The organism is uncultured Desulfovibrio sp., assembly GCF_944324505.1.
In the GTDB taxonomy this organism is placed as follows: Bacteria; Desulfobacterota; Desulfovibrionia; order Desulfovibrionales; family Desulfovibrionaceae; genus Desulfovibrio.
In genome coordinates, this window is sequence record NZ_CALUWO010000002.1 from 110414 (window position 1) to 123867 (window position 13454).

15 protein-coding genes are annotated in these 13454 nt (G+C 64.1%); 6 read left to right on the forward strand and 9 right to left on the reverse strand.

Going from position 1 to position 13454, the window contains the following annotated elements:
• Window positions 1–35 precede the first annotated feature (35 nt).
• Window positions 36–836: a bifunctional hydroxymethylpyrimidine kinase/phosphomethylpyrimidine kinase gene (gene thiD / locus Q0J57_RS03125; RefSeq protein ID WP_297217013.1), complete on the forward strand. Its 801-nt coding sequence runs from the start codon at window positions 36–38 to the stop codon at window positions 834–836.
• 102 nt (window positions 837–938) lie between these two features.
• Window positions 939–1784, forward strand: a complete 846-nt coding sequence (truA, locus tag Q0J57_RS03130) for a tRNA pseudouridine(38-40) synthase TruA (protein ID WP_297217016.1) — start codon at window positions 939–941, stop codon at window positions 1782–1784.
• Between the two features lie 419 nt (window positions 1785–2203).
• Here truA and Q0J57_RS03135 read toward each other — a convergent pair whose 3' ends face one another.
• From Q0J57_RS03135 to Q0J57_RS03160, 6 genes are all read right to left on the reverse strand, one after another.
• On the reverse strand, window positions 2204–3238 hold the full coding sequence (locus Q0J57_RS03135) for a hypothetical protein (RefSeq protein WP_297217018.1): 1035 nt from the start codon (window positions 3236–3238) through the stop codon (window positions 2204–2206).
• On the reverse strand, window positions 3235–3870 hold the full coding sequence (locus Q0J57_RS03140; protein ID WP_297217020.1) for an HAD family hydrolase: 636 nt from the start codon (window positions 3868–3870) through the stop codon (window positions 3235–3237). The genes Q0J57_RS03135 and Q0J57_RS03140 overlap by 4 nt, the downstream gene beginning before the upstream one ends.
• A 146-nt stretch (window positions 3871–4016) precedes the next feature.
• Window positions 4017–4634 carry an acyltransferase gene (locus Q0J57_RS03145; protein ID WP_297217022.1) on the reverse strand — a complete coding sequence of 206 codons (618 nt, stop codon included), beginning with the start codon at window positions 4632–4634 and terminating at the stop codon, window positions 4017–4019.
• A 12-nt stretch (window positions 4635–4646) separates the two neighbouring features.
• Window positions 4647–5417: a 3-deoxy-manno-octulosonate cytidylyltransferase gene (locus Q0J57_RS03150; protein WP_297217024.1), complete on the reverse strand. Its 771-nt coding sequence runs from the start codon at window positions 5415–5417 to the stop codon at window positions 4647–4649.
• 104 nt (window positions 5418–5521) lie between these two features.
• The gene (locus Q0J57_RS03155) at window positions 5522–6436 is read right to left on the reverse strand and encodes an NAD(P)-dependent oxidoreductase (RefSeq protein ID WP_297217025.1); all 915 of its coding nucleotides are present in this window, start codon (window positions 6434–6436) and stop codon (window positions 5522–5524) included.
• Window positions 6437–6451: 15 nt separating this feature from the next.
• Window positions 6452–7243: an aldolase/citrate lyase family protein gene (locus Q0J57_RS03160; protein WP_297217027.1), complete on the reverse strand. Its 792-nt coding sequence runs from the start codon at window positions 7241–7243 to the stop codon at window positions 6452–6454.
• Window positions 7244–7403: 160 nt separating this feature from the next.
• Here Q0J57_RS03160 and Q0J57_RS03165 point away from each other — a divergent pair, with 160 nt between their 5' ends.
• Window positions 7404–7742 (forward strand): hypothetical protein, encoded by a 339-nt coding sequence (locus Q0J57_RS03165; RefSeq protein ID WP_297217029.1) that lies wholly within the window; start codon window positions 7404–7406, stop codon window positions 7740–7742.
• A gap of 36 nt (window positions 7743–7778) precedes the next feature.
• Entirely contained in the window at window positions 7779–8165 is a 387-nt protein-coding gene (locus Q0J57_RS03170) for a CGGC domain-containing protein (RefSeq protein ID WP_297217031.1), read from the forward strand.
• Window positions 8166–8240: 75 nt separating this feature from the next.
• Here Q0J57_RS03170 and Q0J57_RS03175 read toward each other — a convergent pair whose 3' ends face one another.
• The 3 genes from Q0J57_RS03175 to Q0J57_RS03185 all read right to left on the reverse strand — a co-directional run bounded on the left by Q0J57_RS03175 (window position 8241) and on the right by Q0J57_RS03185 (window position 10088).
• Window positions 8241–9023: a 4Fe-4S binding protein gene (locus Q0J57_RS03175; protein ID WP_297217032.1), complete on the reverse strand. Its 783-nt coding sequence runs from the start codon at window positions 9021–9023 to the stop codon at window positions 8241–8243.
• Between the two features lie 70 nt (window positions 9024–9093).
• On the reverse strand, window positions 9094–9522 hold the full coding sequence (locus Q0J57_RS03180; protein ID WP_297217033.1) for a TOBE domain-containing protein: 429 nt from the start codon (window positions 9520–9522) through the stop codon (window positions 9094–9096).
• Between the two features lie 218 nt (window positions 9523–9740).
• On the reverse strand, window positions 9741–10088 hold the full coding sequence (locus tag Q0J57_RS03185) for a DVU0772 family protein (RefSeq protein ID WP_297217034.1): 348 nt from the start codon (window positions 10086–10088) through the stop codon (window positions 9741–9743).
• A 161-nt stretch (window positions 10089–10249) separates the two neighbouring features.
• On the opposite strand from Q0J57_RS03185, the gene Q0J57_RS03190 reads away from it, so the two are divergent.
• Both Q0J57_RS03190 and secA read left to right on the forward strand, forming a co-directional pair.
• Window positions 10250–10618, forward strand: a complete 369-nt coding sequence (locus tag Q0J57_RS03190) for a molybdenum cofactor biosynthesis protein MoaE (RefSeq protein ID WP_297217035.1) — start codon at window positions 10250–10252, stop codon at window positions 10616–10618.
• Between the two features lie 226 nt (window positions 10619–10844).
• Window positions 10845–13376 (forward strand): preprotein translocase subunit SecA, encoded by a 2532-nt coding sequence (secA, locus tag Q0J57_RS03195; protein WP_297217038.1) that lies wholly within the window; start codon window positions 10845–10847, stop codon window positions 13374–13376.
• Window positions 13377–13454: the final 78 nt, after the last annotated feature.

A 13454-nucleotide genomic window follows, 5' to 3' on the forward strand; every position in this document is an offset into this window, starting at 1 on the left:
CAGCGCCCAACCCCGCGGAACCCAGGAGGCCAGCCATGCTCACCCCCCCCAACATTCTCACCATTGCCGGTTCCGATTCCGGCGGAGGCGCCGGCATTCAGGCCGACCTCAAGACCATCATGGCCCTTGGCGGCTACGGCATGAGCGTCATTACGGCCCTGACGGCGCAGAACGGTCTGGGCGTGCGCGGCATTCATGCTCCTGAGCCGGAATTCGTAGCGCTGCAACTGCGCACCGTGCTGGAAGGCTTTCGTGTGGCTGCCGCCAAGACCGGCATGCTCTTTTCCACGGGCATCATCCGCGCCCTGGCAGACGTGCTGCGCCAGACGGCCTTTCCGCTGGTGGTGGACCCGGTATCCGTGAGCCAGAGCGGCAGCGCCCTGCTCCGCCAGGATGCCGTGGAAGCGCTCAAGGAAGACATGATTCCCCTCTGTACCCTGCTCACGCCCAATCGCCCCGAAGCGGAAATGCTGGCCGGCATGCCCATCAACAATGCCGACGATGCCTTCACCGCGGCGGAAAAGCTCATCAAAATGGGCGCCAGGGCCGTTCTGGTCAAGGGCGGCCACATGGACAGCTCGGTGGTGGTGACGGACTGCCTGCTCATCAGGGGCGAAGCCCCCAGGACCCTGCCGCAGCCCAAGGTGGAAACCACCAACAACCACGGTACCGGCTGCTCGCTGTCGGCCGCCATTGCCACCGGTCTGGGCAAGGGCCTGCCCCTGTCGGTGGCCGTGACGCAGGCCCAGGAATTCCTCAATCTGGCCCTGCGCAAAAGCTATGCCCCCGGCAAGGGCTGCGGTCCGGTCAATCACGCCGCGCGCTTCTTTGCCTGATACAGCGCTGACGGGCGGGAGGGTTCACTTCCCGCCACGGCGCGTCCTTCGCAACGAGCCTCCGGCACAGCGGTCCGCGTCTGTCCGGCGGAAGGAGTTCCCATGCGTCTCTGCCTGCTTCTGGCCTATGACGGCAGCCGCTACAGCGGCTGGCAAATCCAGGAAAGCCCCTCGCCCCCGCCCACCATTCAAGGCAGGGTGGAGCAGGCGCTCTCCCGCCTTTGCGCCGGAAGCATACGGGTCTTTGGTTCGGGGCGCACCGATGCCGGCGTGCATGCCCACGGGCAGGTAGCCCATGCGGACGTACCCGACAGGCGCGCCGGTCTGCCCTGGCGCCATGCCCTGAACAGCCTGCTGCCGCCGGATATTCGCGTGCTGCTGGCGGTTCCCGCCCCGACGGACTTTCATGCCCGCGTGGATGCCCTGCACAAGACCTACTGTTACGACTTCTGGCGGGAACCGGCCTTTGTGCCGCCCCGTCTGGCCCCCTTTGTGTGGGCATGCGGTCCGCTGGACCCCGGCCCCATGCGCGAGGCGCTGGTGCAGCTCACGGGGCAGCATGACTTCGCCAGCTTCCAGAATACGGGCACGCCGGTCCGGGACACGGTGCGCCGGGTGCTGCACGCCAGCCTGGAACCGCTGCCGGCCGTGCCCCTGTACCCGCCGCATGTGCCGGCCCTGCGCCTGCGCATCACGGCCACCGGCTTTCTCAAACAGATGGTCCGCAACGTGGCCGGCCTGCTGGCGGCCTGCGGACGCGGCCGTCTGGACAGCTCCCGGGTACCGGCGCTGCTGGCGGCCCGGGACCGTCGCGCCCTGCCCACGCCCACGGCGCCGCCGCAGGGGCTGGCCCTGACCCGCGTGGTCTACGCGCCCGGGCGCATTCCAGAGCTGGACGCCCTGTGGTCTGGCGACCATGGCGCAGTTCCGTCCCCCCCATCCGTCTGAAGCACGGCGCCCACAGCGCCCATCTGGCCCCCCGCGTGACGGCATGCTGTGCCGCTCCGACTTTCTGCTGCACGACAGCTCTGCCAGCCACGCCACCAGGGAACGCCCGGTGCCCGGTTGTGCGTGCTGAGCGCGGCTCCTGTTGCCGGCACGGCGACAGACGGGGTGGTCAGTTCCCGCATCAGACGCGTATGCAGATGGAATGTGGTTTGCCCGCGGGGAGCACGGGACCTGACCCCAGCGACGGCAAAACCTGGCTGCGAGACCTTCCCCCCGGCCTGGCCGTATGGACGGGAGCATGAGGAACATGGGGAGACACGACCCGCCCGGCTGTGCCCCTGCGCCTTCTTCCCGGCGGCTGCTCCCAGAAGCCGGGAAAACGCCGTAGCGGCTACGGCGTGCGGCGTCGCGCGCAGGCCCTACTTCACCGAGGCCGCAAAGGCATTGTAGCTTTTTTCCGCCTCCACATAGGCCGCATTGAGGGCCTTGCGCACCGCAGGGTGAAAGCCCTGGGACAGACCCACGGCCACGGCATCGGGAAAGGCGCGGGCCGTGCGCAGAAAGGCGCGCCACAGGCGCTCGCTTTCCCCCGGCACGGCAAAGGGCAGAAAGGCCGCCTCATCCAGAATGCCCTGCAATTCAGCATGCCAGGCCGTCAGACTCTGGGCATCTGCCTCATTTTCCCCCAGCAGGGCACGGGCATCCCGCATGCGGCGGAAGAACAGACGCACGGCCAGAATCTGCGGCCGGAGCGGATGGCCCTTGAGGGTCACGGCCTCGGCGGCACGGGCCTCGCTTTCCACCTCCTGGGCAATGCGCCGGCGGGCATCCTCGTAGGCTTCCCACTGCCGGGCAATGGATGTCAGCAGCTCCCGTCCCTTTTTGCCGTCATCCACAATGGTCTCGTCCAGCGCATAGTCCGTGAGGGCGGTGTAGAGCTGCCGCTCCCTGTCCACGGCGGCATCCATGGCCTTCAGGGATGCCGTGATGGCGTCGGCCGAGGCCTGGGGCCATACTGCCGGCGGTTTCAGGGCAGCCGTGCGGGCAAAGGCGGCAGGACGGGGCGTGAGCCTGGGCAGGGCGGCATGGCGCATGTAATGGTCTGCGCTGACGTACAGCCACAGGGCATAGCCGGCATCCTTGGACAGCATCCATTCCGTCATGGCATTGGCGTACTCCAGACAGACATTGGCGCGGCGCAGCTCTTCTTCGCCGGCGGGTGCTTCCTCCCGCATTTCGCGCCACTGCCGGGGCAGATAGGTGCGGGGAGCCGGCGCGGACGTATCTGCCTGTGTCGTCCCGGACGGGGCGACCTTTTCAGCAGACGGGGCCGGCTCCGCTGCCGGCGCAGCCGGCTTCTTTTCCCTGTCGCCAGTGTCGCAGGCAGCCAGTGCCAGCACGGGCAAAAGCGCCAGCAGCAGGGCCAGGCGGCGCAGAAACAGCCACGGCATCACAGGCGCTCCGCAATCCAGGCATTGAGCGCCGTCAGATCCGGCCCCCACGGAATGTCGCCGCCCTTCAGCTCCGGCCCCACACCGTAGAACTGCGTGCCCACGCTTTCGGCGGCATTGCGGTCCGTGAGGGCATCGCCCACCATGAGCACATCGGCCGGATCCAGGCCGGCCTGGCGCACGATCTGGGCCAGCCGTTCGGCCTTGGCCGGCGGCGAACCATACACGCCCGTAAACAGCGAAAACAGCCCCCGTTCCTGCAGGATGGTGCACAATTCTTCCGTGGGCGTCCCCGAACAGACATAGAGGGGCAGCCGCCCGTGCCAGTGCTCCAGCGTCTGCTGCGCTCCGGCAATGAGCGGACAGCGCCGCACCTCGTCCAGGGCATACTGCGCAAAGCGCTCGCCCCATTCCTGCGATTCCTCCGGGCTGATGTCCCTGCCCAGAATCTCGCGGAAGAACCACTGGAACTTCCGGTAGCGGCTCACCCCGCCATGCACCGTGTGATACATGACAAAGCGGTCGCGGGCTTCCTCGCCATAGGGTTCCGCCAGGCGGGCAAAGGCCCGCGTCTTGACCGGAACACTGTCCAGAATGACGCCATCACAATCAAAAACAAGACATTGCAGGGACATGAACACTCCTGAACACCTGGCCGGCTCCAGACCGGACAGGTCAACCGCCTGCCCCGGCCCGCGGCCGGAAGGACATACGGCATGAAGACAAACGAAAAAACGGGGAGAGGCGCGGCACCTCTCCCCGCAGAAGAAAACGGAAAGGCCTAGTACATGTCGTCGTCCATCTGTTCGGCCTGAACGCGGCATTCGTTCTCGCCGCGCCGGCCGATGGGACGGGCCGGCACCCCGGCAACGATGGTGAACGGTTCCACATCGCGGGTCACCACAGCGCCCGCGCCCACCACGGCCCCTTTGCCGATGCGCACATTGGGCGTCACCGTGCAGTTGGCCGCGATCCAGACATCTTCCCCAATAACGACGACACCCGGCTCATGTCCCTGTTCCATGATGGGGACATCCTGCCGGGTGAAGCAATGGTTGGCCGAGCGCACCACCGTACCGGGGCCGATGGCACTTTTGGCACCGATGGAGATGCTGCCGCCATCGGCACACAGATGCACGCCGGGCGACAGGGAAACATTGTCTGCCACATCCAGCTTGCCGTTGCCCGCCGTGAGGATGCAGTTGCGCCCCACCCGCACGCCATTGCCCAGCCGCATATTGTGACAGCCGATCATGCCGATGCCGGTATTGAAGCGCACCAGCCCGCACCGCGCAAACATCCAGCGCCAGGTGACAAGCCGCACCACGCGCCCCAGGGGCGTGGGTATCCATCCGAAGAGGAATACCCACAGCTCCTCAAGCGCAAGAAGAAGGCGCATACGGGCCTTCATCTACTTGCTGTACTCCTGCATAAGGGGATCATTTTCCATGTACTGGGTCACGCGGGCCAGGTCTTCGGGCGTATCCACGCTGAAGGTGCGCTTGTCGGTGGGGACCATGCGCACCTTTTCGCCATGCTCCAGAATGCGCATCATGTCCACGGATTCATAGATTTCCAGGGGCATTTCCGGCATTTCGTTGAAGCGGATGAGGTAGTCGCGGCGGAAGGGAATGATGCAGACCTGCTTGCGCATGGGCACCACGTCCGATCCCTTCTTGCGGGAGGGGATAGGCTCACGGGAGAAGTAGAGGGCATCGCTATGGCAGTCCACCACCACCTTGACCTCGTTGGGGTCCTCAAACTCTTCCAGGGTCTCCATGTCGGCCATGAGATTGACCACATTGATGCTCGGATCATCCAGCATGGGCTGCACGGCGGCATCGATCATGTCCGGCGTGATCATGGGTTCATCACCCTGCACCATGACAACAATGTCCACCCGCTTGCCGGTCTGCGCCTCGATCTTGAGCAGGGCCTCGGCGGTACGGGTGGAGCAGCGCACGTGATGATCGCCGGTCATGACGCACTTGAGGCCCGCGTCCCGGCAGTAGTTTTCGATGATTTCGTCACAGGTGGCCACATAGGTATCGGACAGGATGCCGCTCATGGCCGTGCGGAAGGCCACATGGCCCACCATGGGCGTGCCGTGAATAAGGGCCAGGGGTTTGCCGGGAAAGCGGCTGGAACCCATGCGGGCGGGAATGATGGCAATGATGTTCATGAATGCTCCTTTGCGTCGGGGGACAGCACGGGAAACCCGGGGCGCGGGGCCGCCGGTTCCTCCATCACCGGCCGCATGCCGGACGGGCACGCGGCCAGAAGGGTCTAGTCATCGGTAGGCACAAGATAGCCGCCCTCGGCCTGAAGCTCGGGGTGGGCTTCGCGGTGGGCTTCCTCCATGGCACGCAGGATGCCCTGGCCAAGGTCCACGGTCAGCGGCGGCACCAGCTTGCGGCCCACCTTGGGCATGAAGGCATAGGGCGTGATCTGGTAATGGCCGCTGTTGGGGTCATTCTGATAGTTGATGGTCAGTTCCTTGCCCAGCATCTCGCCGATCATCTTGAAGAGATCTCCCACACGCATGGGCTGATTGCCGGAAATGATGATGTTCTGATTGGCAAATTCCGGCCCCAGCACCATGACCGTGGCCGTGGAGGCATCATCCACATGCACGTATTCGCGCAGGGCCGTGGGGGCACCGTAATAGGTGATGCTGCCTGTGGTCAGGGCCTCGTGCACAAAGCGGTGAATGGCATTGCGCGCATCCGAGCGCGGCCCGTACAGGGAACCGTAGCGCAGGATGGTATAGGGCAGGCCGTGCATGGCCTGATAGTTTTCGATGTATATTTCACAGGCCTGCTTGCTGCACCGGTAGAAGCCGCCGGACTTGCCGTAGACATAGAGCGAGCTGGCAAAGACATAGCGGGAGACCCCGGCCTTGCGGCAGGCTTCCAGGGCCATGACATTCCCCAGCACATTGAGGCGGGCCGTGTCCACCGGACGCCGGTTGGCCTCGCCGATATCGGCAATGCCCGCATAGTTGAAGACCACATCGGCATGGGCCACGGCCTTTTCCACCGTGGCTTCATCAAGGATGCTGCCCGTCATCATGGTCTGATCCGGGCGCAGCCACGGCGAGGGGTGCGGGTCCACAATGGTGACGGCATGCCCGGCTTCGGACAGCTTGTCACAGATATGCGACCCCAGAAAGCCGGAGCCGCCAAACACAGTGATATTCATGCCAATCTCGCTTGCTTAGGCCAGTTGGGGACGGCGCGCCCCGTTCCAGAGAAAGACGGAATCCATGCCATAGGCGATGAAGCGGCTGCCCGCCGCCACCTGACGTTCCAGCTCGGCCTCGTCGGGCTGCACGATGTGCAGGCCCATGAGCGGCTTGTGCCTGCGGCATATCTCGTGAATGCGCCGCATGGCCGCCTGAAAGTCGGGATGCTCGAACTGTGCCGTGAGTCCCATGGAGCCGGAAAGGTCATACGGCCCCACCATGATGGCATCCAGGCGCGGATGCTCCAGAATGGCATCCAGATTCTCCACGGCGCGGATGTGCTCTATCTGCGCCACAAGAAAGAGCTTGCTGGCCCTGTCGCGCATATAGGATTCCATATTGGTGCCAAAGGCATTGGCCCGGCAGTAGCCCACGCCGCGGTTTTCGCGCAGCGGCTCCTGCGGCAGGCGGCCGTCGTCATAGCCGGGATAGGTGGCCCAGCTGATGGCCTGGTTGAGCTGTTCGCGGCTTTCGATCATGGGAAAGATCAGGCCCTGTGCGCCGGCTTCCAGCGCGGCCTTGATCTCGGTCTTGCCGGCCTGCGGCAGACGGGCAAAGGGCGCCGCCCCGCCGCATTCGATGGCCCGGAAGATGTCCGTCAGGCCGGAACGGCCGAAGGTGCCGTGCTCCATGTCGGCCGCCACCCAGTCATATCCGGCACGGGCCAGCAGCTCCGCCACTTCGGAGGAAGGAAATTGCAGCCAGGAGCCGATGGTCGGTTTGTCCTGCGCCAGAAGGGCGCGAATATCATCAATGGTTGTCATGCTTCTGACGGCTTGCCGCCGCAGGGTTGACGTTTTGGAACAGAACATAACATACGCCCACACGGCCCGAAGCGCAACACGCCCCGGCCTGCCGCCCACGGCAAAAAAAAGCCCCGCCCGACGGGGCAGGGCCGACCGCACGCTGAGGAGACACACGATCATGATGTTCACAGGAGAGACAGGAAGTTGGCGGGCAGGTTGCGGCACTGTCCCGCACGCCGCATATCCTCACCACACGGCGTCGTGCGCGGGGCTGAAGCGTGCCACAACAGGAAAGAAGATGCTTTCCCTGCCCGCAACGCTAGCGGCAAGCCCGGAAAAGGTCAAGAGATTGCTTCTTTTTTCACATAAAAAAATTTTCTTCATCTACCTGTCCTGGCACTGTCTTTTCCACCCTGCGGCCGTAGTCTGCCCGTTTTTCGGGCCTTACCGCCCGCTTTGTGAAAAAAGCATCGACCCAGGCCGCAAAACACTTGCCAGCAAAATGACGCCCGCCTAGGCTGACGGCAGGGACACTTCCCCGGAGGATAGGCATATGAAGAAAAAGGTAGGCATCATCCGCTGCCAGCAGACGGAAGACCTCTGCCCCGGCAGCAAGGACCTGCTCTTTGCGGCTCAGGGCAAGGGCGCCTTTGCCGCCCTGGGACCCTGCGAGGTCATGGGCCTTGTTTCCTGCGGCGGCTGCCCCGGCAAGCGGGCCGTGGCCCGGGCACAGATGCTCCGGGATCGCGGCGCTGATGTGGTGGTGCTGGCCTCCTGCATTTCCAAGGGTACGCCCATGGGCTTTCCCTGCCCCAGCCGGGGCCTCATGCTGCGGGCCATCCGCCACAAGCTGGGAGATGACGTTCCCGTGCTGGACTACACCCATCCCTCGCAGGAGGAGCTGAAGGCCGCCGAAGCTGCGGCGCAGCCCACGCCATAAGGCGCAAGGCCCCGTCTGCGGGGCCTTCGCCTGTGTGCCTGCCCGGCGGCAGCTCCCGGCTGACCGCCTTTCCGTCTACAGGAAAAGCTCGTTCTGGCGGTGCACCTGTGCCACGGGCGCCAGCTTCTGGGCAATGGCCTTCTGGGCTGCCTCGGGCAGGCTGCGGGCCTGCACCGGACAGATGGACACGCAGCGCATGCAGAGAATGCAGCGCGCCGGGTCAATCTCTTCCGGCTTGCCGATGGTGATGGCCCCCGTGGGGCAGCGCATGACGCAGCGGCCACAGGCAATGCAGACCCCGGTGGTCACCGGCGTCACGGGCATGGGGGTCCACTGGCGATAGGGACGGTTGCCGGGCAGGCCCGGAACCTCGGCATGCGGCTGCTGCATCTTTGCGGCAATCTTCCGGCCAAAGTCTTCCAGCTGCGCCTCGTCCGCCGCATCGGGGCGCCCCGCCGCCACGCTGCGGCACATGGAGTGCTCGGCCAGGGCCGTCACCCCGGCCAGCACGCGAAAGCCGCAGCCGGCCCCGGCCCAGTCGGCCAGTTCCAGCAGGGCATCCTCGTAGGCACGATTCCCGTAAACGGCCAGCACCGCGGCCGGCACGGGCTTTCCGCCCGTCTGCACGGTGTCCCGCAGGCGCTCGCCCATGAGCGCCGGCATACGCCCCCCGAAAACCGGTCCGGCCAGCAGGGCCACATCGCCATCGGCAAACACCGGCGGCATCATCTGCCGGCGGGTCAGATCCCAGAATTCCAGCTCGCAGCCCCGGGCCTCGGCCATGCCGCGGGCCAATGCCGTGGCGGCCTTGAGCACGCCGCCCGTGGGACTGAAATGCAGCACATGGCAGCTTCCCATTGCGCTCCTCCTTGTCCATGAAAAAAGGCGGGAGAACATCCCCCGCCTTTTTCGTCTATGCCATTTTCCGCTATTTTTCCACAGCCAGAATGACGTGCGACGCCTTCACCGCCGCGGTCACCTTGCTGCCGGGCGCCAGTTTCAGGCGCTGGGCACTGTCCATGGTCACGATGGCGCACAGGGAAAGACCGCCGGGCAGGTCCATGTCCACTTCCGTATTGACCGCACCGGGCCGAACGGCCTTCACCGTTCCCGCGAACTGGTTGCGCGTGGAAAGCAGCCAGCCTTCGGCGTCTTCCAGCAGAATCACGAAACTGGCCTTCACCAGCGCCGTCACAGGCTTGCCCACGGCAAGGCCCAGGCGCTTGGTGCTGGCCTGGGTAATGGAGGCCACCACTTCCTGGCCGCCGGGTAGCGCCATGATGATTTCATCATTGACCGCCCCGCTGTGAATTGCCGTCACCGTTCCCTGAAACACATTGCGTGCGCTTGTCTGCATGCCTGAACTCCTTTTACGCGGCAGGATGCCGCCCTGATCTGTCCCTTTCATAATAAGTTCCCGTGCCGTCCTGACAAGGGCAACGGCCTGTCCCCACGGAAAAAGGCCCGCAGGCGGGCCTTTTTCTCTGGTGATGCAGGAGCGGGAGACACCGGCATGCCATCATGCCGGAGAGGAACCGTCACCGTGGCGGGAATGCCGGCCCGGTGCCGGAAATGTTACTGATACAGTTCGTGACGCAGCCAGTTCTTGATGGCGGGCGTCGGTTCGCTGATGCCGCGACAGGTCCCGTTGGTCGCATGAAAATCATCCAGAAGACTTTCCGGCAGCGGCACGGCAATGAGGTCTTCCGCATTTTCGGAATTCCTCCGCACCAGGCGTACCACAGGCTTTTCCCCCCAGTTGTCCACCACAAAGTAGTAGGACACGTCCTCCTTGGAGCGCACAGGAGGATATTCGGCATGCCAGTCGTTATTTCCCCATTCCAGGTACATGGTCACGGCATGTTCGGGCGAAAGATTCCAGGATATATCGTACAGGGCAAAGTCCTTGAGGCTCGTATGCATGGTTCAGCTCCTTGTTGGCTTAACAATAATCATTACTATAAAAAGGTCAAGCCTTTTTTGTACGACGCATGGCCTGCCCTGCCGGCCGCCTGCCCCTGTTCCAACGGGCCTTGCCCTCCTGCGCGCAGCGGCTATACTGGGCAAAATTCCGGGAGGCATTCATGGATATCACACGTACATTGCAGGAACTGAAAAAGCGCCCCGGCTTCACGGAGCACGTGGGCATGATGCTGGTCCATAACGGCGTGGTGCGCGGCTGGTCGCGCAAGGAGCATGCCCCGGTGGGTACCATACGGGTGCGTCACGATCCGCAGCGCATGGCGGCCATCTGCCAGGAAATGGAGCAGCGCCCCGGCATTTTTGCCGTTCTGGCCGAGGCGGCCGACGGAGAACGCCGGCCCGGGGATGATCTGCTGTTTCTGGTGGTGGCCGGTGACATCCGCGAACATGTGAAGCCCGTCTTCGCCGAACTGCTGGACCGCATCAAGAGCGAGGCCGTCATCAAGGAAGAGCTGCCCCCGCAGGGCTAGCCGGCGGACGCGCATGGCCGGACGGACGGCCGCACTCCGCAGGAAGGCGCACCGGTCTTTTTGGTCCGGTGCGCCTTTGTCCCATTGCCAAACGGCCGTTGCTGCCTATACTATGACTGGCGCTGCCGCCAATGTGCCGGCGGCGCCTTCCTTTTCGCAATCCCTTTCCGCGGGCTGCGGCAGGCATTTCCCGCAGAGAGCAGCCGCCCCGCTGCCGAGGAGACGTATGTTCGGCTATATCTTCAAGAAAATCTTTGGCACCAGCAACGACCGCTACCTGCGTCGCCTGCGCCCGCTGGTGGCGCGCATCAACGCCCTGGAACCCGAGATGGAACAGCTGGCGGACGAAGACTTTGCCGCGCGCATGCAGCAGTACCGGGAAGAGGTGCAGTCAGGCAAGCGCACCCTGGACGACCTGCTGCCCCCCGTCTTTGCCCTGGTACGCGAGGCATCGCGCCGCGTGCTGGGCATGCGCCACTATGATGTGCAGCTCATCGGCGGCATCGTGCTGCACAAGGGCCGCATTGCCGAAATGAAAACCGGCGAAGGCAAGACCCTTGTGGCCACCCTGGCCGTTTCGCTCAATGCCCTTTCCGGCAAGGGCGTGCATGTGGTGACGGTCAATGACTACCTGGCGCGGCGTGACGCCGAATGGATGGGCAAGCTCTACAGCTTTCTGGGCCTGAGCACGGGCATCATCGTGCACGGCCTTGACGACGAGCAGCGCAAGGCCGCCTATGCCGCCGACATCACCTACGGCACCAACAACGAATTCGGCTTCGACTATCTGCGCGACAACATGAAGTTCTATGCCGAACAGCTGGTGCAGCGCGGCCACAATTTCGCCATTGTGGACGAAGTGGACTCCATTCTCATTGACGAGGCCCGTACCCCGCTCATCATTTCCGGCCCGGCCGACGAGGACGTGAGCACCTATCGCGTCATGGACGGCATTGTGCGCCAGCTCACTCCCGAGCACTATACCGTGGACGAAAAGGCCCGCACCGCCATGCTCACCGAAGAGGGCGTGGCCCGCTGCGAGGAGCTGCTGCATATCGAAAATCTTTTCGATCCGGCCAATATCGCGGCCCAGCACGGTATCCTGCAATCCCTCAAGGCCCACCACGTCTTCAAGCGCGATGTGGATTATGTGGTCAAGAATGACGAAGTGGTCATCGTGGACGAATTCACGGGCCGCACCATGGAAGGCCGCCGCTATTCCGACGGCCTGCATCAGGCCCTGGAAGCCAAGGAAGGCGTTACCGTGGCGGCCGAAAACCAGACCCTGGCCTCCATTACCTTCCAGAACTACTTCCGCCTGTACGACAAGCTGTCGGGCATGACCGGCACGGCCGATACCGAGGCGCTGGAATTCCAGCAGATCTACAATCTGACCGTGGTGTCCATTCCGCCCAACCGGCCCATGATCCGCAAGGATTACCCGGACCTCATCTTCCGTACCCGCAAGGAAAAGTACGAGGCCATCCTCAAGGCTATCAAGGAACTGTACGAAAGCGGCCAGCCCGTGCTGGTGGGCACCATTTCCATCGAAACCTCGGAAATGCTCTCTGCCCACCTCAAGCGCATGGGCATCCCGCATAATGTGCTCAATGCCAAGCAGCACGAGCGGGAAGCCGAAATCGTGGCCCAGGCCGGCCAGAAGGGCAAGGTCACCATTGCCACCAACATGGCCGGGCGCGGCACGGACATCATCCTGGGTGAAGGCGTGCGCGAACTGGGCGGCCTGCACATTCTGGGGACCGAGCGCCACGAAAGCCGCCGTATCGACAATCAGCTGCGCGGCCGTGCCGGCCGTCAGGGCGACCCCGGTTCCTCGCGCTTCTACCTGTCGCTGGAAGATGACCTCATGCGCCTGTTCGGCTCCGACCGCATTTCGGGCCTCATGGAAAAGCTGGGCCTCAAGGATGGCGAAGCCATCGAAAACCGCATGGTCACCCGCGCGGTGGAAGGCGCCCAGAAGCGGGTGGAAGCCCATCACTTTGAAATCCGCAAGACCCTGCTGGATTACGACAATGTCATGAACCAGCAGCGCGAGGTCATCTACTCCCTGCGCCGTGAAATCATGGTGGAATCCGATATGGAACCCGTGCTGCGCGAATTCCGCAGCGACGTGCTGGATGACGCCTACGGCCAGCTGGACCACGCCAATGCCGACACCATGGAAGAAACCCGCGCCGCCGTCATGGCCCGCCTGGCCGATATCTTCAATCTGGGCCGCGTGCTGGAACCCGGCTCGCCCCTGCCCGAGCGCGAAGACTGCGAAAAGGCCATCGACCAGATCTTCCAGCAGCTCCAGGAAGAGGCCCAGGCCATGTACCAGCCCATTCTGCGCTACTTCCTGCTGGAAGAGCTGGACCGCTGCTGGAAGGAACACCTGCGCAACATGGATGCCCTGCGTGACGGCATCGGCCTGCGCGGCTACGGGCAGAAGGACCCCAAGCTGGAATACAAGCGTGACGGCTTTGAAATGTTCCAGAACATGCTCTTCCACATCCGCGAAAACGTGTTCCGCACCCTGACCCGCGTGCACGTGCAGCCCGAAACGCCCGAAGAACCGGCGCCGGAGCTGGACCTGCGCCACAAGGACGAGGAGCAGGACCTTTCCTACTTCGGCGGCAGCGAGGTGGAGGCCCCCAAGGCCACCCCGGCCCGTGCCGGGCGTCAGGTGGGGCGCAACGATCCCTGCCCCTGCGGCAGCGGCAAGAAATACAAGAAGTGCTGCGGCGCCAGGAACTAGGCCCGCAGACAGGCCTGGCGCAGGGGGGAAGGGGCTGACCGCTTCCCCCCTTCTGCTGCCGGCCGCAGACTGTCCCCC